The following is a 19,896-nucleotide window of genomic DNA, read 5'->3' as shown; positions in this document are numbered from 1 at the left end:
CTCAATATAAACAAGACCACTTGAAGTTGCAGTAGCCCACGCTGCAGAATTAGATAAGCAAAGATAACTATATCCATTTGATGGTTGGACAATGACCCAATTTGTTGCCGCTACAGGCTTGAAGAACCCGCATCTACAAACATTAGTTCCACGCTTTATTCGTAAGAAAGCGTTATTCGAACCTATTTGGCAAACATTAGATACGCCAGACGGTGATTTTCTCGATCTTGCATGGAGCGAAGACGCGCATAACGAAAGTGCATCTAAAAAGCCTATCTTCATTTTATTTCATGGCCTGGAAGGATGTTTTTACAGTCCTTATGCTAATGGATTAATGCAGGCGTTCGCCCAAGATGGCTGGTTATCGGTCATGATGCACTTTCGCGGCTGTAGCGGTAAGCCTAATAATCTGGCTCGTGCATACCATTCAGGTGAAGTAGAAGATGCTCGCTTTGTTCTGGAATATCTGAGAGAACATTTCCCAAATCGCACCATTATCGCAACAGGTATTTCATTAGGCGGTAATATGTTAGTCAACTATTTGGCTGATTATAACCAAGACCCTATAGTTACTGCTGCGACAGTAGTCTCTGCGCCTTTGGATTTAGCCGCTTGCGCTCAGCGCATTGAGCACGGATTTTCCAAAGTTTATCGCCGCTATCTGGTCTCTTCACTAAAAAACAGCGCAATGAAAAAGCACCATCTGCTCAAAGGTGAATTAGGGCTTTCCTATCAAAGCATTAAACGTGTCACTCACCTGAGCGACTTCGACGATTTAATTACTGCACCACTGCATGGATTTAAGGACTCACAAGACTATTATGAGAAGTGCTCTGGCATCAATAAGCTACAGCAAATCAAAGTCCCGACTCAGATCATTCATGCCAAAGATGACCCATTTATGAACGATGCTGTGATTCCCAAATTTATCCTGCCTGACAACATCGACTATCGTTTATTTGAGCAAGGTGGGCACGTCGGTTTCGTGTCCGGAAGTATTTTAAAACCAGAATTTTGGTTAGAAAAAGCATTACCTGCTTACTATGCAAGCTTAAAAGATATTGAAGTATGACCCTTCATCATGATCAATAAAGCGTTATAGCAGACCTGTAAATAAGTAATAAGCTAACGTACTCTTTATAGTCAGCAACAATACAATTTAGATTTACGAGTAAATTATGATCGTACCTTGGCAAGAAATTGCACCCGAAACGTTAGACAATCTCATCAGCGAGTTTGTGCTCAGAGAAGGGACTGATTACGGCGAAGTTGAGATCTCTTTGAAGCACAAAGTAGACCAAATAAAAGCCCTATTAAGGAGTGGTGAAGCGGTTATCGTTTATTCAGAGTTACACGAAAGTGTTGATATCAAAGTTACTAATCGATAATCAGTGACAACTGAAATTCCATGGTATAGTGGCTGCAGCTTGGGCGATGACAATGTTTCAGCGCCTTATCTTAGGATTTATGGACAAGGTTAGTCATGTCAGCAAAACACCCAATTATTGCCGTAACTGGTTCATCAGGTGCAGGCACTACTACAACGTCAGAAGCATTCCGCAAAATGTTCAATATGATGAGTGTCAAACCCGCTTGGGTTGAAGGTGATAGCTTTCACCGCTTCACTCGCCCTGAAATGGACATTGAAATTCGTAAAGCCCGTGAACAGGGTCGCCATATTAGTTATTTCGGCCCAGAAGCGAACGATTTTGCTACTTTAAGCGAATTTTTCCGCCAATACGGTAAAGCCGGAACAGGTCAAATTCGACGCTACTTGCATACCTTCGATGAAGCGGTTCCCTATAATCAAATGCCCGGTACGTTTACGCCTTGGCAAGACCTGCCAACCAATACCGATGTACTGTTCTATGAAGGTCTACACGGTGGCGTGGTAGACGGCGAAGTCAATGTAGCTCAGCACGTCGATTTCTTGATAGGCATGGTGCCCATTGTCAACCTTGAGTGGATTCAGAAATACGTTCGAGATACACGCGACAGAGGTCATTCTCGCGAAGCGGTCATGGATTCCATCGTTCGTTCAATGGACGACTATTTGAACTACATTACGCCGCAGTTTTCACGCACCCACATCAACTTCCAGCGAGTCCCCACTGTTGATACCTCTAACCCACTTAATGCCAAAGGTATCCCTAGTCTGGACGAAAGTTTTGTAGTCATTCGCCTACGAGGCATTAAAAATGTCGATTTCCCATATTTACTGGCAATGATAGATGGATCATTTATGTCTCGTCACAATACCATTGTTGTGCCAGGTGGAAAAATGAGTTTTGCTATGGAATTAATAGTAAGACCAATCCTACAACAACTCATTGAGACAGGGAAAATTGGCTAATCGAAACACTGTTTTAGAGTTTAGTTTCGATACCGTGACCATGTGCACATTTTTGCGTACAAAATCGCGGCAGTGACACGATTAAAATCAAGAAAAAGTTGCCGAAAAAGGATACTATTCTTAACCGAAACATAAGATAGCTTGCAGCGACCATAAAGTCCTCTTATTCTAGTAATCCTATTTTAAGCTTTGCTAAATATGGATAGCAGCAAGCGTACCCTGCAGAGGAAGTGAGATATTATGGTTCTAGGTAAACCTCAAACCGACCCAACATTAGAGTGGTTTCTTTCACATTGTCACATTCATAAGTACCCTTCAAAAAGCACGCTAATTCATGCGGGCGAGAAAGCAGAAACTTTGTACTACATTGTTAAAGGTTCTGTTGCGGTACTGATTAAAGATGAAGAAGGAAAGGAAATGATCCTTTCTTACCTAAACCAAGGTGATTTCATCGGTGAACTTGGCTTGTTTGAAGAAGGTCAAGAGCGTACAGCATGGGTTCGTGCTAAGTCTCCATGTGAAGTTGCGGAAATTTCATTTAAGAAATTCCGTCAGCTTATCCAAGTAAACCCAGATATTTTGATGCGTCTTTCAGGTCAGATGGCTCGCCGTCTACAAGTAACAAGCCAGAAAGTTGGTGACCTTGCGTTCCTAGACGTAACAGGCCGTATTGCTCAGACGCTACTTAACCTAGCGAAACAACCTGATGCAATGACTCACCCAGACGGTATGCAGATCAAGATTACTCGTCAAGAGATCGGCCAAATCGTTGGCTGTTCACGTGAGACAGTTGGTCGAATTCTGAAGATGCTTGAAGAGCAGAACCTAATTTCAGCTCACGGTAAGACTATCGTTGTCTACGGAACTCGCTAATAGTTAACGCTATTACAAAAATTCAAAAGCCACCCTTGCGGTGGCTTTTTTATTCTGCCTTTTTCTACTGTCTCTCAGTCACAGGTCTCTATACCATTCTGGAAAATTTCTTGATCAGTGAATGGGCGTCGATGCTCAATCTGATCATTTTTATCTAGAATGGTATTACTCTTCTCCTTTCGAAATGGAGGAAAATTATCCAGTTCTATTTACTATCGGTACTTTCAAAAATCTTATCTGCAGATGCCGCAACAAAGCCTGTATAAAGCTCTCCATTCGCCATTGGATAACGCTTAGCAAACTCGTAGAAACCACCAGGAACCGTTTCAGTGCTGTCACTGAAGGTTACGGATACCTTATCTGCCATGGTTGAAGACTGCTCAAGTAGAACCTCAGGAGTTCCTTTGACTTCACCGCCAGACTCATTGATGGTGAAGCCAGCATTGCGCAGATGATCATTCACCTGTTTCACTTCAGTAAATGCCTTGAGCTGATTAACGTTAACCGTGAAGTGATTCGCACCATAGCCATGAGCCGCTAACCAAGAGGCGTATTCACTCTCTTGCGCTAGCACTTGATAATCAGCAAAGCTAATATCCCATAAGCGACCACCGTAAAGGAATGCATCGCCTTCGAGCTTTGTTACATCTACCTTCGCAACCAATTTGGCAACAATCTCTTGTAACTGTGGTGAACACTCTTCTACTTTCAGCTCACTGATAAATACTTTTGGCTGAAGCGGATCTGGATGCTCATAGTGTTTAGCGACCAGCTTTTTGCTTTCAAAAACATAGTCACCAACCGCTTTATAGCCGAGAGCTAAGAAAGGCTTTGCTAACGTTTCTAGACCAAGAGGCGCAACATTGAAGGTTCGTAGTGCAATATGGTCATTGATTAGCGCTTCATCTTCTTCTAGCAAGCTATGAACTTTATCGGCTGAAGGACAAAGGCGAGTAATGTAGTCATTCCACAGTGATTGAAACAGAACTTCTGGCGTCATAGTGCCTCCTTGGCTGCATGAACACGACGTATTGGATTGGAAAAAGCTTATTTAAGCCAAGTACTATTAAGTGATTATTTATTCTGACGTTATTAGTAAACAGGCTTCACCTTTCGTGAAGCCTGAATAATTTTGTTATAGCTCTACACCTGGGCTTAGTGTCGCAGGAAGCTCGGTTGCAGAACCTTCCATTGACGCCATTGGGTATGCACAATAATCCGCTGCGTAGAATGCGCTTGGACGTAGGTTACCTGAAGCCCCAGGGCCACCAAATGGAGCATCGCCACTCGCACCTGTTAGCTGACGGTTGCGGTTAACGATACCTGCACGAATGTGGTCTACGAAGTATTCCCACTCGGCATCGTCGGTAGTCACAAGACCAGCAGACAGACCAAAACGAGTATCGTTCGCCAGTTCTACTGCTTGCTCTAGTGTTTCGTAACGCACCAATTGCAGTAATGGGCCGAAGTATTCTTCGTCAGGTAGTTGGGCGATTGGCGTAACATCAATGATGCCCGGTGATACAAAAGCAGCACCTTTACTTTGCGCTTCAACAAGGCTCTTACCGCCCAGAGATTGAAGGTGAGCTTGTGCATTCAAAATAAAGTCTGCCGCCGCTTTAGAGATTTGTGGACCCATGAACGGTGCTGGCTCAGCAAATGGTTGATCCATACGAAGCTTCTTCGTTGCTTCTACTAAGCGAGCAACCAACTCATCACCTTTCGCCCCCACAGGGATGTATAGACGACGTGCACAAGTACAACGTTGACCGGCACTGATAAATGCAGATTGTATGATTGTATAAACCGTCGCGCTTAGGTCACCAAACTGTTCAGAAATCACCATTGGGTTATTGCCGCCCATTTCGAGAGCGAGCATCTTGTCTGGTTGACCCGCAAATTGGCGATGTAGGATATGACCCGTATTGGCACTCCCAGTAAACAGTAGACCATCAATACCTTTTGATTGAGCTAGAGCGATACCGGTTTCTTTACCACCTTGTACAAGGTTAATAACACCTGCTGGCAGACCAGCCGCTTGCCAAAGTTTCATCGTTACTTCAGCAGTCCATGGAGTTTGCTCAGAAGGCTTAAATACCACTGTGTTACCCGCTAGTAGCGCAGGAACAATATGACCATTTGGCAAATGACCAGGGAAGTTGTAAGGACCAAATACCGCCATAACGCCTAGAGGACGGTGACGCAATACAATTTGGTTACCCGCCGCTTCACGCACGGTTTCACCAGTGCGGTCATGGTACGCACGGATAGAGATAGCAATTTTGCCCGCCATCGCTGCAGCTTCAGTGCGAGTTTCCCAAATCGGTTTACCCGTCTCTTTTGCGATAACTTCTGCAATTTGCTCACTGTTCTCTTTAATCTTTTCGGCAAAAGCAAGTACAACCTTTTCACGCTCGGCGAAAGGCAGTTTTTTCCAGCTAACAAATGCACTGCGAGCAGAAGCAACGGCGTCTTCAACTTGCTCTTGTGTTGCACCTTGACCTTGCCAAATGACCTCATCGTTATACGGGCTTAAAGAAGAAACGGTTTCACCTTTACCTTCTAACCACTGTCCTGCGATCCACTGTTGTCCTGCTACCCACTGAGCCATGATGTGTTCCTTAGATTCTTTTACTGAGCCAAAATTCGAATAAAGTCGCCATTATCAACCTTTAGGGCTTTGGCCACTTTTGGCGAGATAATTGCGCTGCCGTCTTCACGGTTAAATGCTGCTTTTGCGGCGGTCGCTCGGAAATTTTCAAACGACGAATTACACATTAAAAAGTCTTGTGAGCTAGAGTGCTCCGCAACAATGACTTTGACACGGACGGAGTTGCGTACTGAGTCTATGTTATGGATATCGCACTCTACGCTTGGACCCGCATCAAAAATGTCGACATAGTTGCGACAAGTGAACCCTTCTTTCTCAAGCAATTTTAGAGCAGGGCGAGTTTTGTGATGCACCTGACCAATCACAGCTTGCGCTTCTTTACTAAGCAAGTTGATATAGATTGGCAATTTAGGCATTAAGTCCGCAATAAAGCCTTTCTTGCCTATCCCTGTCAGATAGTCAGCCATGGTGAAGTCAATTGAGAAGAAGTGTTCTTGTAGCCACTGCCAAAACGGTGAATTGCCATTCTCATCCGAGACGCCACGCATCTCAGCAAAAATAGTCTTAGAGAATCGATGTGGATGTTCAGCCATCATCAAGAATCGGCATTTCGACATCAGTTTGCCGTTTAGACCTTGGCGAAATTCAGGGCGCAAAAACAATGTGCAGATTTCTGAACAACCTGTGTAGTTATTGCCAAACGTCAGTAGCTTAACCACATTGTTTACATTCAACTTTGGTGATGAATGCACTATGGTGCTGATGTGATAAGAATAAAACGGAACATCCCAGCCCACAGCAGCTTCAATTCCCGTGGTCCCAGCCACTTCACCCGTTTCTGAATCGAAACCCACCATAAGATAACCTTCGTCCGATGGCGAGGTGACGTTAGGCTTAGTAAAACTGTATTCAGAGTGTTTGATTCGGTTGGTTAACAGCTCTTCGTTAACCGGTAATGAAGTGAAACCATGACCAGATTCAACCGCACATGTGTGCAACGCCTCATAATCTGATATGGCAATTGGGCGTACAACTAGCATCAATACTTCCCTCCAGATGCATTTAGGGCCTAATCATTAGGCCCTTTTAGGCTCACTCTAATCGGTGAGCCTTATAGCTTAGTTTTTACACTAGCGATGCGATGGCTTTATCCAAACGCGCTAAGCCTTCTTCAATTTCTTCTTTTTCGATTACTAATGATGGGGTCATACGAACTACGTTGGCACCCGCCATTAGAATCATTAGACCTTGCTTACCTGCTGCAACAAGAATGTCGCGAGCACGGCCTTGCCACTCTTCGTTTAGCGCAGCGCCGATCAGCAGACCTTTACCACGAACTTCAGAGAACAAGTTGTACTTAGCATTGATCTTCTCTAGACCTGCACGGAATAACGCTTCACGTTCAAGCACACCAGCCAGAGTTTCAGGTTGGCTAATGATGTCCACTACCGCTTCTGCAACCGCACATGCTAGCGGGTTACCGCCATATGTAGAACCGTGAGTACCTGGTTTGAAGTGCTCTGCAAGCTTAGTTGTGGTAAGCATTGCACCGATAGGGAAACCACCGCCAAGAGATTTAGCTGTGCTTAGAATATCAGGAGTAATACCTAGACCTTGATATGCGAAGAAGTGACCAGTACGACCGTTACCTGTTTGAACTTCATCAAAGATCAATAGCGCGTTGTGTTTATCACAAAGTTCGCGAACTGTTTGGATGAACTCTGGCGTTGGAGATACGATACCGCCTTCACCTTGAAGTGGTTCGATCATCACAGCACAAGTGCGGTCAGAGATATGTGAACGTAGTGCTTCAACGTTGTTGTACTCAAGGTGAGTAATGTCACCCGGTTTTGGACCAAAACCATCTGAGTAAGCAGCTTGACCACCAACAGTTACAGTAAAGAAAGTACGACCGTGGAAACCTTGTTTGAATGCAATGATTTCAGACTTTTCTGGACCGAATTCATCTGCTGCATAGCGGCGAGCAAGCTTCAGTGCTGCTTCGTTTGCTTCTGCACCAGAGTTTGAGAAAAATACTTTTTCTGCAAAGCTGATTTCAGTCAGTTTCTTCGCTAAACGAAGTGCTGGTTCGTTTGTCATTACGTTACTTAGATGCCAAAGCTTGTTGCCTTGCTCAGTTAACGCTTTAACCATCGCAGGGTGACAATGACCTAAACAACTCACGGCAATACCACCAGCAAAGTCAATGTACTCATTTCCTTGTTGGTCCCATACTCGAGAGCCTTGTCCCTTTACTGGGATGAATTCCATTGGGTTGTAACAAGGTACCATTACCTCGTCAAACAGACCGCGTTCTACATTAATTTCAGTTGTCATTGCTCGTCCCTTTTTAATACCGCATGCTTTGTAGATCGTCGACCTAACTACAAAAATATAACCTTGATATTTTGTATTGCATTTTAGTTAGTGCAGCATTGTATTTACAAAATATTAACCATTTCAATAGTGAATTATCCTTTTTCAGCCTTTGTCAGGCTAATAAATGACACTACTGTTGAGTATTTATGCAACAAGCCAATGCTTTTATGAAGTAATTTCTACGTTTCATCACAAAATAATTGGCAGAACCCTATAAGGAATAAGGTATTCGGTGAAATCTGGATCAAGTATCACGAATAAAATTTCACCAGAGACAAATCTTACATTTGACATTAGGAAAGTGAAGAATAGTGATCGCCGTCAGGAAAATTTCATCGATTTACTACAGAAAATCACAACCACAGTGGTAATTACTCCGTTAGTACTAGTTATACAGTAATTAGAACTGGAAATTAGGCTTTACATCCGATCGCTTATTAGTGACTTTTGATAAATACTTTAACGACGCAGGAAGTTAGCTAGCAGTTCATGTCCTTGTTCTGTTTTAATTGACTCAGGATGAAACTGAACCGCATCAATCGGTAGACTCTTATGTTGATAGCCCATAATTTCATCCAAGCAGCCATCAGGTAACTCAGTCCATGCGGTCAACTCAAAACAGTCTGGTAAAGAGTCAGTCCTCACTACCAAAGAATGGTAACGAGTCACAGTGAGGGGATTATTCAAACCTGCGAAAACACTCTTGCCATTGTGTTTAATTGGCGATGTTTTTCCATGCATGACTTGGCGTGCTCGAACGACTTCCCCACCAAAAACTTGGGCTATGGCTTGGTGTCCGAGACAAACACCGAGAATAGGCAATTTTCCAGCAAAATGTTGAATTGCAGCTAGAGATATACCTGCTTCATTGGGCGTACAAGGTCCGGGAGAGATAACAAGATGGGAAGGCGCCAATGCTTCAATTTGCTCTAATGAAATCTCATCATTACGCACCACTTTGACTTGTGCACCCAGCTCGCAAAAGTACTGGTACAAGTTATAAGTAAAAGAGTCGTAGTTATCTATGATGAGTAGCATAAGCTAAAATCTCTATTGCAATGAAAACCACCCGCATTCTACGAATCCATTGCTAAGATTCAATCAATAAGTTTACCTGCGTTACATCAGCAACCTCTCTCAGTGCACATTTTTTAAACAACCCTCTCGCGCTCAAGATTAATTAGCTACTATTAATTTAGATAAAACTAATAAACAAACGAGGATGAGAGCATGAAAAGGACAATCGTTATTGGAGCCGGTTTAGGCGGTATGTCTATCGTTTATGAATTAAGACAAAAACTGCCTAAAGACCATGAAGTGATGATTATTAATGAAAGCCCAGAATTTCACTTCATTCCATCCAACCCTTGGGTAGCATTAGGAGAAAGAACCAAAGAACAGGTCGTACTCGACTTGAGCCCTTACGTCGAAAAATTTCACATTCCCTTTAATACCTCTGGCGTTGCTGAAATATTTGCCAAAGAAAAACGGATAACGACCGGGGACGGTAACGAATACAACTATGACTATTTAGCCATTTGTACCGGTCCAAAACTCGCTTTTGAAGCGATAACGGGTTCCGGCCCAGACAACGGTTATACCAACTCAATCTGTACTGTCGATCACGCCGTGAAGTCTTACGAGGCGCTACAAGAGTTAGTGAAAAAACCTGGCCCTGTTCTTGTAGGAGCAATGCAAGGAGCAAGCTGTTTCGGCCCTGCTTATGAATACGTTCTCTCGCTAGAGACACATCTTCGTAAGCTCAAAGTTAGAGACAAAATACCAATTACTTTTGTCACCAGTGAACCTTATATTGGTCATATGGGGTTAGGTGGTGTCGGGGACTCAAAAGCATTAATGGAACACGAGTTTCGTGAACGCGGAATAAAATGGATATGTAACTCTCGGGTCAAAGAGTTTGAATCAGGTATGGCGCATATCGAGGAACTAAATCGTAAAGGTGAAGTGGATTTTGACCATCATCTTCCCTTCTCGATGGCGATGTTCTTACCTCCATTTAAAGGATCTCCAGCTATAGCTGCTGTTCCTGAGCTTTGTAATCCCAAAGGCTTCGTGATTACTGACCAGTTCCAACGCAGCCCTATTTATCCGGAAATATTTGCGGCAGGCGTATGCGTTGCGATCCCACCATTAGAAGAAACGCCAGTCCCTGTCGGCGCGCCGAAGACAGGCTTCATGATTGAATCGATGACCACTGCCATCGTAGAGAACATTCTTAGCCTAGAAAAAGGCGAAGAAATGCATACTAAACCGACACTGAATGCACTTTGCTTGGCCGACATGGGCGATAAAGGGGCTGCATTTATTGCTCTACCACAGAACCCACCACGCAATACCAACTGGACGTCCATGGGACAATGGGTACATATCGCGAAGATAGCCTATGAGAAATACTTCCTCTATAAAGTGAAAAAAGGCACCAGCGAACCCATCTACGAGAAATACATTCTCAAGGCGGCTGGAATTACCCGAACTAAAGAGCAATAGCAAAACAACAGATAAAAAAAAGTATCCACCGGCATAGCCGGTGGTTTTTCATATGCGCCTATAAGGCTCTCCTACTGGCAGCGCCCTAGCAGGCGCGTAGTGATCTGACATTTGCATATGACTATTTCCTGCGGCCCGCAAACGGGCTACCTGAATACGGGAGCGACAATTGCTCTCCCATTTTATCCTGCTCTAGTTGGTGCTTTATGTAATTCTGTATCTTGCTCGTATTCTTACCTACCGTATCTACATAATAACCTCGGCACCAAAACTCACGATTCCGATATTTAAACTTCAAATCCCCGAATCGTTCATAAAGCATTAGGCTACTTTTACCTTTCAAATACCCCATAAACGCTGAAACACTCATTTTGGGCGGTATTTCTAAAAGCATGTGGATATGATCCGAGCAACATTCCGCTTCAAGAATGTTCACATTTTTCCATTCACATAGTTTCCTCAATATTTCACCTATTGCTCTACGTTTTTCTCCGTAGAACACTTGTCTTCTATATTTCGGTGCAAAGACTATGTGGTATTTACAGTTCCAGCGCGTGTGCGCTAAGCTCTTTTCGTCCCCCATTGGGACCCCCTTTCAATTCTTAATTAACTCTTGTAGTTGCCAGACCACAAGACGTTTTTATCAAATTGAAAGGGGTTATATAACTGATTTATAGCTGTAAGCTTTACGGAACCCCCAGCCTAGCTGGGGGTTTTCTCTATACAAAACAAAGGCCAGCAAATGCTGGCCTTACGTGTTTATTCCAACTCTTGCCGAAAGTCGAATCTAGTATGGACGAGTCACAAAACCTACTGCTTCGTATACTTTCTTCAGCGTTTGCAGTGCACGAGCCGATGCTTTCTCAGCACCATCACGCATTACGCTGTTTAAATACTCGCGGTCGTTACGAATACGTGCATATTCCGCCTGTACAGGTTCAAGCATAGCCACTAATGCTTCACCGACGTCTTTCTTAAACGGACCATACATTTCAACGCCAGCATATTGCGCTTCGATCTCTGCAAACGTTTTACCTGTTGCAGCAGAGTACAAGCCCATTAGATTAGAAATACCCGCTTTGTTCTCAACGTCGTGAGCAATACGTGGTGGTGTCTCTGTATCTGTTTGCGCTTTATTGATCTTCTTGATAATCGACTTAGGGTCTTCTAGCAGAGTAATAACGTTTTTACGGTTATCGTCTGATTTAGACATTTTCTTGGTCGCATCTTGCAAGCTCATCACACGCGCGTTTACCGTTGGAATGTACGGCTCTGGAATTGTGAAGATTGGAGCTTCTGGCGAATAGATGTTGTTAAAACGCGTTGCGATATCACGCGCCAACTCTAAGTGTTGCTTCTGGTCACTGCCCACTGGAACTTGGTGTGCACCATAAAGCAGAATATCTGCTGCCATGAGTACAGGGTAATCAAACAAACCGACGTTTACGTCGTTCGCGTAACGTTCTGATTTATCTTTAAACTGAGTCATACGGCTCAGCTCACCCATTTGTGTGTAACAGTTCAACACCCAACCAAGTTGAGCATGCTCTGGTACATGAGACTGAACAAAAAGCGTGCTCTTCTTCGGATCAACACCAACTGCCAAACAAATCGCCAATGCGTCTAGAGTTGCTTCATGCAGGGCTTTAGGCTCTTGACGAACCGTAATTGCATGTAAATCAACAACGCAGTATTGGCAATCGTAGTCGTCTTGCATTTGTTGCCATTGACGTAGAGCACCCAAGTAGTTACCGATACTTAGTTCGCCAGATGGCTGAACACCACTCAATACGATGGGTTTGCTCATGGGTATGATTTCCTTGTTACAGATAAGAATATAAGGTCAAACAATCTAACGCGCTGAATCGGTTTACAACCTGATTATTTCAGCGCGATTTAGCAGTGTACTCATTAACGAGTATTTTTCTAGTTAAGAAAATAGTTTTTATGCTGAAACCGCAACAACATCGAGCAATTGTGCAATATCATCAGCGACATAATCTGGGTTTGCATTGGCAATTGGTTCACCGTGGTTGTAACCGTAAGTTAAACCAAATGATGCACAACCTGCATTTTTTGCCGCTAAGATGTCGTTCTTCGAATCACCAACCATTAGCATTTGGCTCGCATCAACTTGGTGCTTTTCCAACAGCCAATTTAAAGCCATTGGGTCAGGCTTTTTATTCGGGAAGGTGTCACCGCCAATCACGTCAGTAAAGAACTGAGCAATATTATGCTGTTCCAACACGTGCGGAACAAATTTAGACGGTTTGTTGGTCACCAACGCCAAAGTAAAACCCGCTTGATGTAGAGATGATAAAGTCTCTTTTACATTACTGTATAAGTGGCTAAGTTTGTGACCGGTCTTTTCATAAAAATCGTCAAACAGCTCTCGAGCTTTGGCATGTACGGCTTTATCCAAGGCAGGGTCAACAACAAGGTTACGGCTTAGGGATCGTCCAATAAGAATATCGGCACCATTACCAACGTAATCTCTCACTTCAACTTCTGTTACACCAGGGTAACCCAACGCTTGTACTGCTTGGTCTGCTGCTACAGCCAAATCTGGAACGCTATCCAATAACGTGCCATCTAAATCAAAAGCTATCAGCTTAATTTTCTTCACTATCGACTTCCCTAACTTTCTCTTTTTTATTAATAATTATTTTTCAACACGAGCCAGTTCGGCGCGCATATCATCAATGACTGCTTTGTAGTCTGGTTGATCAAAAATCGCTGAACCCGCAACAAACATATCCGCGCCAGCTTCAGCAATTTCACGAATGTTTTCTACTTTAACGCCACCATCCACTTCTAGGCGGATATCACGACCACTTTCATCAATCAACTTACGCACTGCGCGAAGTTTATCCAGTGTATGTGGGATGAACGACTGACCACCAAAACCTGGGTTTACTGACATAAGCAGAATCATATCTACTTTATCCATCAGATAATCTAAGTGGCTTAATGATGTTGCTGGATTTAAAACAACGCCCGCTTTACAGCCGTGTTCTTTAATCAGTTGCAGTGTGCGATCAACGTGTTCTGACGCTTCCACGTGGAAAGTAATCATAGATGCCCCCGCTTTTGCAAAATCAGGGATGATGCGATCGACCGGCTTCACCATCAAATGCACATCAATTGGTGCAGTAATGCCATAGTCACGCAGCGCTTTACAAATCGGGGCGCCAAAGGTCAGGTTAGGTACATAGTGATTATCCATCACATCAAAATGCACCACGTCAGCACCTGCTGCGAGCGCTTTTTCGACGTCTTCTCCCAGACGAGCTAAATCTGCGGAAAGAATGGATGGAGCAATGAGAAAATCTTTCATACCTGACCTCTTAGGCTTATTGAATGCAAGCTGAACACAATGTGTGCGTCATTCTACCTAAGGGAGGCTGGAGATCCTAGCGTTAAGGTTTTTTGGTTTTTCTAAGGAAGGTCATTTTGGGAAGATAATGAGTATCCAACCTTCCCAAAACTTAGTGTAAAGAAATTAAGAGCGAGCTTTAAACAGTGCCAGCAATTCATCCACTTTATTACGGCCTGAACCATTGCGGCTAATAGTACGTTTCACTTTGACCACATTTAATTGCGCACCGTTATAGAGGCGACGAGTTAAAATTGTATCGTGGTTTGATATCAATACTGGGATATTGCGCTCACTTGCGGTTTTCTCCGCAATGTCCGCCAGAGCAGCTTGATCGTCAAGCGTAAAGCCGGCTCCGGCATAAGAAGTGAAATTCGCCGTATTTGACAATGGCGCATACGGTGGATCGCAATAAATCACACTGCTTGCGCCTGCCCGACGGAATGTTTCTTCATACCCCGTACAGATAAACGTCGCCTTCTGCGCCTTTTCAGCAAAGAATTCTAACTCTGATTCAGGAAAGTAAGGCTTCTTATATGAACCAAACGGAACGTTAAATCCGCCTTTTTTGTTGTAACGACAAAGGCCGTTAAAGCCAAAACGGTTCATGTATAGAAATGCCAATGAACGATACAAAACATCATCAGATCGATTGAACTGAGAACGAACATCCAGATAAAACTCTTTGCGGTTGTTATCAGCCACAAACCAACGTTTGGATTCTGAAATGTACTGCTGTGGATTCTCTTTGAGCAGATTGTAAAGATTGACCAGATCTGGGTTAATATCGGCCAATAGGTAGTGCTCATACTCTGTGTTCAAGAATATGGAACCGGCACCAACAAATGGCTCAACCAACTGTTCAGCAGATGGTAAGTGGCGTTGGATGTCTTCGACTAGGCCATATTTACCACCAGCCCATTTCAGAAAGGCACGCTGCTTCTTCATCTACTGCTCTAATTCATCACCACAAAAATAAGGCTGCGAAATGTAACATATTTTATGAGCGAGCTCAGGTTTATTTCGCACGATCGATCTCTCTATGCACTTGGCTTAAAGATTTTGCCCAAGGTCCAAGTTGTTGCAAAGGTTTTGACAAGGTTTCTACTGCATCTCTCGCCAACTGAATAGTGGGATAGTTGCTATAGGTAATAATGTACCACTCCACACCATTTCTTAATGTTGGGTAAACATTTACCTTCCCTTGTAGCTGATACTGGTCAATAAAACGCTGCGCATCAGGAAGTGTATTAACCGCAGCCAATTGCAAGGTATAACTACGAGGAGACATAGCTTTAAGCTCTTCTCTCGCATACGAGAAGGTGATTTTCACTTCAGGCGGAGTTTCTACCACTGGTGCTGGCTCAGCTTGTTTAGGCTGTTCAATATCCACCGTTTGCGTAGGTGTTGCTGCTGTGGTGGTTTGAGACACTGATGATGTTTGAGGTACAGAAGATTTTTCCACTAGATTGTCAATCTTAGAGGTATCAGTCTTCTCTGGCTTACCTTCTAACAAAGCATCCACCACATCAGAGGTGATCACTACACGCTGCTGCTCATTATCAGACATCCCCACACCTTCTTTTACTTCAATAACATCAGGTGGAAGGGCTGCAGAATCATCAACAATACCGCTATTGACTGGAGAAGATGGAGAAGAACCCGCGCTATTGTTTGGATCCACAAGCGGACTTGGTTCGCTTAGTGTTGGAATGGCTGTTTGCTCTTTAGCTAGAGTCAATTGCTGTGCTCTATCGTTTGGAGATGGTTGAGAAAGCCACCACCAGTACCCAGCGCCGATCAAGAGTAGCACGATAAGTACTAATAAAATTGCGTTCACTGGCGAACCTATAATCGAGCGAATCACAATACGTTTTTCCATTTTCTGTTCTCCCAACGCCATAATCTCTCCTGGTAAGCGTTTTACTTTTCGATAAGCAGCCCTTACACGACGTTCATGTTCATCATCGACATAGCGCATTACGCGTTGTTCAAACAAACGGTCAGCCTCATCATGGCTAAGGATTTCAACTTCTAAATCAACAGGTTTGTGTTCTTGACCATAGCTTAAACGAGTTAAAAGTGCATCTAAACCAGTAGATTGCGTAAACAATACTACATTCACTGTCCAGAGAGGATTAGCTTGAGATTCTAGGATCCACATCCACAATTCAGAGACCAATGTTTCAGACAGCAAGTGCGCATCATCGATGACAACAACAATATCACAGTGGGTTTGTTCAAATAGATGTGAAAAACTTTCAACAAGAGAGTCTTTGGGATTAAAAAGAGATTCAGAGCTTAGCTGAGAGAGAATAGTAATCCGGCGTTGTTCGTCGTCTTGATTAGGATGACACATGAGTAATGACTGATTTTTATCATTCGCCCATGCTTCTAGGTAGCGCTGCGCTAGCCAAGATTTCCCTGCACCTTGGCTACCACACACGTTGATCAAATTTGAGCTAAAACGAGTCAGAAGATGCAAACGCTCCAATAACTCAGTCTGAGAATCTAACTCCAGCACATGTGCCCAATTCATCATTCATCCTAAAGGCAAACAGCATTACCCTAAGGGTAACTACCAAACTAAAAGGTACGGCAATAATCTATTGCCTGCTCAATAATGGTTTCCGGTACGCCTTTCACTACGTCAGATGTACCAATGCTGGTTGGTAATACCAAACGTAATTCACCCGCTAACACCTTTTTATCGCGCATCATGTGTTTCATGAAATCATCGAAAGACATACTTTCTGGGGTATGTACCGGCAATTTTGCTCTTTTAAATATAGATAGGATTCTCTCAACTTGTTGCTGGGTAATTAAACCTTGTAGTTGAGCCGTTTTGGCTGCCATCATGGTACCTGCAGAAACCGCTTCACCATGCAACCAGTTACCATACCCAAGTTCCGCTTCTATCGCATGACCAAAGGTATGACCTAAATTCAACAAGGCACGAATGCCTGATTCCTTTTCATCTTGAGCAACAACTTCCGCTTTAATCTGGCAACAACGCGCAATTGCGTACGTCAGAGCTTGTTCATCCAACTCATACAGTTCATCCATATGTTGTTCTAACCAAACGAAAAAAGCTTCGTCGTAGATAATACCATACTTGATAACTTCAGCCATGCCTGCGGCGAATTCTCGCTCAGGAAGAGTCGCAAGGCAGTCTGTGTCAATGATGACCGCTTTCGGTTGGTAAAATGCACCAATCATGTTCTTGCCCAGCGGATGGTTAACTGCGGTTTTACCACCCACAGAAGAATCCACTTGAGAAAGCAGTGTGGTCGGTATTTGAATAAAATCGACACCACGTTGATAACACGACGCAGCAAAACCGACTAAATCACCGATAACACCACCACCCAAAGCGATAATGACAACATCTCGGCTATGGTTATGTTCAAGCAGGAAGCTCAAAACCGTATTGAACGTTTCTAAGGTTTTATATTTCTCACCATCAGGCAGCTCTAGTACTGAACTGATGCAACCTTTTTGGTCGAGTAGTGCTGTTATCTTATCCGCATACAATGGAGCCACTGTATGATTCGTGATGACAACAACTTTTTGTTTTGCGGAAAGAGAAAGAAGAGCCGGATCATTAAACAATCCGGCACCAATTGAGATAGGGTAGCTACGTTCACCTAAGCTGACCGTGATCCGTTCCATGGTCTGCACTCCAATAAAAAGAACAAATTAGTTATGTTCTTCTAGCATTTTTACGATCTGATTGGCTACCACTTTTGCACTTTGATCATCTGTACGCACGGTAATGTCCGCGATCTCTTCATACAGAGGGTTACGACCATCAGCTAGACTCTCTAAAACTTCTCGCGGGCAGTCCGTCTGTAGTAATGGACGCTTTTTGTCGCGGTTGGTGCGAGCAAGTTGCTTTTCAATGGTGGTTTCTAAATATACGACAATACCACGTGCAGATAGGCGGTTACGGTTTTCTTTGCTCAATACAGAGCCACCACCAGTCGCTAGAACGATACCCTGTTGTTCAGTGAGGTCGTTGATTACAGTTTCTTCGCGCTTGCGGAAACCTTCTTCACCTTCAACATCGAATACCCATGCGATATCAGCACCAGTGCGCTCTTCGATAACTGTATCAGAGTCTACGAACTCCATATGCAGTTGTTGAGCTAGGTGTCGACCAATTGTACTTTTGCCGGCGCCCATAGGACCGACAAGAAAAATATTGCGTTTCTCAGCCATGTTTAGCAGTAATTTACAACGTTAATTCAATGACATCGCCACAAAATTCGCCGGACATAAGTCAACGATAGGAATGCTTGTGGCACCTATTCCTCACAGATATTTCGTGATAAGACCCGAAATTATCTAGATCTGGTGGCACTAATGCAACTTTAATTTTTCTTCATAATGAATAATAGCGATAAGTTATTGAATAACCACCTTAGGTGTAACAAATATTAATAACTCACTTCTACCCATTTTTTCGTAGCTTCGGCGGAATAAAGCACCTAATAGCGGAAGATCGCCTAACAAAGGTACTTTCTCAACTGAGCTGTTTACACTGTGTTGAAAAATACCACCTAACACGACTGTTTCACCGTTATTTACTAGTACCTGCGTTTCGATTCTCTGAGTATTAATGGCGACGGCTTCACCAGTCCCCGTTTTTACGACATCTCCTACACGGTCTTGAGTCACGCTAAGATCGAGAACCAAACGGTTGTCCGAGGTAATTTGCGGTGTCACCATTAGGCTCAGTACCGCTTTTCTAAATGCCACTGTAGTTGCGCCACTGGAAGAGGCTTCCAAGTAAGGTAACTCTGTCCCCTGCTCAATATAAGCAGGTTTTTTATTGGTGGTAATCAGTCTTGGGCTAGAAATAATTTCAGCTTTAGATTCTCGTTGTAGTGCTGATAGCTCCAAATCCAATAAGGTATCAGCACCCAATTTAGCGACTTGGAAAGCAATACTTGAAGATCCTGTCGTTGTTGCGGCCAAATTCACATTTAAAAAGTTGTCAATCGGCACTAACCCCTTATCGGCATCAAGATTCTCATCTGACTCTAACAACCCAGTAGCATACAAGTTACTCTCAATACTACTTCCAGAAGTAAAGCTACCATTCGTTGAAGTGTACCCCCAGCGAACACCTAGCTCCTCTAAATCACCTTCATTGACAGTAACGATTCGAGCTTCTATCTGAACTTGTTTTACAGGTACGTCCAAAGATTTCACGATTTCCCGGATCACCGCAATATTCTTTGGCAACTCACGAATTAAAAGCGCATTGCTTCTCTCATCAATACTGATAGAGCCTCGCTCAGAGAGCATGCGAACCACGCCAGTTCCATTTATCATCTCTGCGATGTCGGAAGCTTTAGCAAAACTGACTTCAATAACATCAAATTGCAAGTCACCTAACGCCTCTTCCATACGCGCTTTTTCCAAATATTGTTGTTTCCGTAAATCCAACTCACTCTTGGAAGCAATCAGCATCACATTGCCATCTATTCGTTTATCCAAGCCTCTAGCTTCAAGAATGATATTGAGTGCCTTTTCCCACAAAACACTATCAAGACGTAGCGAAATATTTCCATCGACAGAATCAGAAACAATTAAATTGAAGCGCTGGTAATCGGCAAGAAGTTGAAGCACTCTGCGTACCGGTACATCTTGGAAATTGATAGAAACAAATTGTTTATCGTGAGGATATGCCTCCAACTCAGAAGATTTAATGTCGCTTGCCTGCTCTGCCAGTGTCGTAGAGACAAATCCACAGCAACTGCCTAGTAGCAAGCATTTTATAGCCATCAT

18 protein-coding genes and 1 pseudogene are annotated in these 19,896 nt (G+C 43.5%); 5 read left to right on the top strand and 14 right to left on the bottom strand.

The window, feature by feature from the left end; translation table 11 throughout:
* Positions 1-91: 91 nt before the first annotated feature.
* The 4 genes from G5S32_RS01285 to crp all read left to right on the top strand — a co-directional run bounded on the left by G5S32_RS01285 (position 92) and on the right by crp (position 3,226).
* Positions 92-1,072 carry a hydrolase gene (locus G5S32_RS01285; protein WP_165310128.1) on the top strand — a complete coding sequence of 327 codons (981 nt, stop codon included), beginning with the start codon at positions 92-94 and terminating at the stop codon, positions 1,070-1,072.
* 106 nt (positions 1,073-1,178) lie between these two features.
* On the top strand, positions 1,179-1,388 hold the full coding sequence (locus G5S32_RS01280) for a YheU family protein (RefSeq protein ID WP_165310127.1): 210 nt from the start codon (positions 1,179-1,181) through the stop codon (positions 1,386-1,388).
* 95 nt (positions 1,389-1,483) lie between these two features.
* Entirely contained in the window at positions 1,484-2,353 is an 870-nt protein-coding gene (locus G5S32_RS01275; RefSeq protein WP_165310126.1) for a phosphoribulokinase, read from the top strand.
* A gap of 240 nt (positions 2,354-2,593) precedes the next feature.
* A complete protein-coding gene (crp, locus tag G5S32_RS01270) occupies positions 2,594-3,226 on the top strand; it encodes a cAMP-activated global transcriptional regulator CRP (RefSeq protein ID WP_004728582.1) in 633 nt (210 codons plus the stop codon).
* A 205-nt stretch (positions 3,227-3,431) separates the two neighbouring features.
* On the opposite strand, the gene G5S32_RS01265 is transcribed toward crp, so the two are convergent.
* The 5 genes from G5S32_RS01265 to G5S32_RS01245 form a co-directional block, all read right to left on the bottom strand.
* Positions 3,432-4,226 (bottom strand): DUF1338 domain-containing protein, encoded by a 795-nt coding sequence (locus G5S32_RS01265; RefSeq protein WP_165310125.1) that lies wholly within the window; start codon positions 4,224-4,226, stop codon positions 3,432-3,434.
* Positions 4,227-4,361: 135 nt separating this feature from the next.
* Positions 4,362-5,837 carry a succinylglutamate-semialdehyde dehydrogenase gene (gene astD, locus G5S32_RS01260; RefSeq protein ID WP_165310124.1) on the bottom strand — a complete coding sequence of 492 codons (1,476 nt, stop codon included), beginning with the start codon at positions 5,835-5,837 and terminating at the stop codon, positions 4,362-4,364.
* A 20-nt stretch (positions 5,838-5,857) separates the two neighbouring features.
* On the bottom strand, positions 5,858-6,877 hold the full coding sequence (gene astA, locus G5S32_RS01255) for an arginine N-succinyltransferase (RefSeq protein ID WP_165310123.1): 1,020 nt from the start codon (positions 6,875-6,877) through the stop codon (positions 5,858-5,860).
* 85 nt (positions 6,878-6,962) lie between these two features.
* Positions 6,963-8,174 (bottom strand): aspartate aminotransferase family protein, encoded by a 1,212-nt coding sequence (locus tag G5S32_RS01250; protein WP_165310122.1) that lies wholly within the window; start codon positions 8,172-8,174, stop codon positions 6,963-6,965.
* 501 nt (positions 8,175-8,675) lie between these two features.
* A complete protein-coding gene (locus G5S32_RS01245; protein WP_165310121.1) occupies positions 8,676-9,254 on the bottom strand; it encodes an aminodeoxychorismate/anthranilate synthase component II in 579 nt (192 codons plus the stop codon).
* Between the two features lie 192 nt (positions 9,255-9,446).
* Between G5S32_RS01245 and G5S32_RS01240 the strand changes: the two genes are divergently transcribed.
* Positions 9,447-10,724: an NAD(P)/FAD-dependent oxidoreductase gene (locus G5S32_RS01240; RefSeq protein ID WP_165310120.1), complete on the top strand. Its 1,278-nt coding sequence runs from the start codon at positions 9,447-9,449 to the stop codon at positions 10,722-10,724.
* Positions 10,725-10,845: 121 nt separating this feature from the next.
* Here the strand turns inward: G5S32_RS01240 and tnpA are convergent, their stop codons facing one another.
* From tnpA to G5S32_RS01195, 9 genes and pseudogenes are all read right to left on the bottom strand, one after another.
* Positions 10,846-11,307, bottom strand: coding sequence for an IS200/IS605 family transposase (tnpA, locus tag G5S32_RS01235; protein WP_165310119.1), 462 nt, complete (start codon positions 11,305-11,307; stop codon positions 10,846-10,848).
* A 204-nt stretch (positions 11,308-11,511) separates the two neighbouring features.
* Complete coding sequence (gene trpS / locus G5S32_RS01230; protein WP_165310118.1) at positions 11,512-12,531, bottom strand: tryptophan--tRNA ligase; 1,020 nt, start codon at positions 12,529-12,531, stop codon at positions 11,512-11,514.
* Positions 12,532-12,669: 138 nt separating this feature from the next.
* Positions 12,670-13,350, bottom strand: a complete 681-nt coding sequence (locus G5S32_RS01225; protein WP_165310117.1) for a phosphoglycolate phosphatase — start codon at positions 13,348-13,350, stop codon at positions 12,670-12,672.
* Positions 13,351-13,386: 36 nt separating this feature from the next.
* Positions 13,387-14,061 (bottom strand): ribulose-phosphate 3-epimerase, encoded by a 675-nt coding sequence (gene rpe, locus G5S32_RS01220; RefSeq protein ID WP_102941187.1) that lies wholly within the window; start codon positions 14,059-14,061, stop codon positions 13,387-13,389.
* Positions 14,062-14,226: 165 nt separating this feature from the next.
* A complete protein-coding gene (locus G5S32_RS01215) occupies positions 14,227-15,048 on the bottom strand; it encodes a Dam family site-specific DNA-(adenine-N6)-methyltransferase (RefSeq protein WP_165310116.1) in 822 nt (273 codons plus the stop codon).
* Positions 15,049-15,118: 70 nt separating this feature from the next.
* Positions 15,119-16,639 carry an AAA family ATPase gene (locus tag G5S32_RS01210; protein WP_165310115.1) on the bottom strand — a complete coding sequence of 507 codons (1,521 nt, stop codon included), beginning with the start codon at positions 16,637-16,639 and terminating at the stop codon, positions 15,119-15,121.
* A gap of 47 nt (positions 16,640-16,686) precedes the next feature.
* Positions 16,687-17,772: a 3-dehydroquinate synthase gene (gene aroB, locus G5S32_RS01205; RefSeq protein WP_165310114.1), complete on the bottom strand. Its 1,086-nt coding sequence runs from the start codon at positions 17,770-17,772 to the stop codon at positions 16,687-16,689.
* Positions 17,773-17,799: 27 nt separating this feature from the next.
* Positions 17,800-18,321: a shikimate kinase AroK gene (aroK, locus tag G5S32_RS01200; RefSeq protein ID WP_165310113.1), complete on the bottom strand. Its 522-nt coding sequence runs from the start codon at positions 18,319-18,321 to the stop codon at positions 17,800-17,802.
* A 186-nt stretch (positions 18,322-18,507) separates the two neighbouring features.
* A pseudogene (locus G5S32_RS01195) lies at positions 18,508-19,773 on the bottom strand (type IV pilus secretin PilQ); the annotation flags it as partial.
* Positions 19,774-19,896: the final 123 nt, after the last annotated feature.

This window comes from Vibrio ziniensis (assembly GCF_011064285.1).
Classification (GTDB): domain Bacteria; phylum Pseudomonadota; class Gammaproteobacteria; order Enterobacterales; family Vibrionaceae; genus Vibrio; species Vibrio ziniensis.
The sequence above is the reverse complement of the archived record's forward strand: the minus strand, read 5'-3'. Positions and strand labels throughout refer to the sequence as shown.

What these genes read in the sequence shown, in the direction of transcription:
- G5S32_RS01250 (WP_165310122.1), bottom strand. Translation starts at nt 8,174, where the DNA reads ATGACAACTGAAATTAATGTAGAACGCGGTCTGTTTGACGAGGTAATG.
- astD (WP_165310124.1), bottom strand. Translation starts at nt 5,837, where the DNA reads ATGGCTCAGTGGGTAGCAGGACAACAGTGGATCGCAGGACAGTGGTTA.
- G5S32_RS01280 (WP_165310127.1), top strand. Translation starts at nt 1,179, where the DNA reads ATGATCGTACCTTGGCAAGAAATTGCACCCGAAACGTTAGACAATCTC.
- G5S32_RS01265 (WP_165310125.1), bottom strand. Translation starts at nt 4,226, where the DNA reads ATGACGCCAGAAGTTCTGTTTCAATCACTGTGGAATGACTACATTACT.
- rpe (WP_102941187.1), bottom strand. Translation starts at nt 14,061, where the DNA reads ATGAAAGATTTTCTCATTGCTCCATCCATTCTTTCCGCAGATTTAGCT.
- trpS (WP_165310118.1), bottom strand. Translation starts at nt 12,531, where the DNA reads ATGAGCAAACCCATCGTATTGAGTGGTGTTCAGCCATCTGGCGAACTA.
- G5S32_RS01275 (WP_165310126.1), top strand. Translation starts at nt 1,484, where the DNA reads ATGTCAGCAAAACACCCAATTATTGCCGTAACTGGTTCATCAGGTGCA.
- G5S32_RS01240 (WP_165310120.1), top strand. Translation starts at nt 9,447, where the DNA reads ATGAAAAGGACAATCGTTATTGGAGCCGGTTTAGGCGGTATGTCTATC.
- aroB (WP_165310114.1), bottom strand. Translation starts at nt 17,772, where the DNA reads ATGGAACGGATCACGGTCAGCTTAGGTGAACGTAGCTACCCTATCTCA.
- G5S32_RS01215 (WP_165310116.1), bottom strand. Translation starts at nt 15,048, where the DNA reads ATGAAGAAGCAGCGTGCCTTTCTGAAATGGGCTGGTGGTAAATATGGC.
- G5S32_RS01245 (WP_165310121.1), bottom strand. Translation starts at nt 9,254, where the DNA reads ATGCTACTCATCATAGATAACTACGACTCTTTTACTTATAACTTGTAC.
- G5S32_RS01210 (WP_165310115.1), bottom strand. Translation starts at nt 16,639, where the DNA reads ATGAATTGGGCACATGTGCTGGAGTTAGATTCTCAGACTGAGTTATTG.
- aroK (WP_165310113.1), bottom strand. Translation starts at nt 18,321, where the DNA reads ATGGCTGAGAAACGCAATATTTTTCTTGTCGGTCCTATGGGCGCCGGC.
- astA (WP_165310123.1), bottom strand. Translation starts at nt 6,877, where the DNA reads ATGCTAGTTGTACGCCCAATTGCCATATCAGATTATGAGGCGTTGCAC.
- G5S32_RS01285 (WP_165310128.1), top strand. Translation starts at nt 92, where the DNA reads ATGACCCAATTTGTTGCCGCTACAGGCTTGAAGAACCCGCATCTACAA.
- tnpA (WP_165310119.1), bottom strand. Translation starts at nt 11,307, where the DNA reads ATGGGGGACGAAAAGAGCTTAGCGCACACGCGCTGGAACTGTAAATAC.
- crp (WP_004728582.1), top strand. Translation starts at nt 2,594, where the DNA reads ATGGTTCTAGGTAAACCTCAAACCGACCCAACATTAGAGTGGTTTCTT.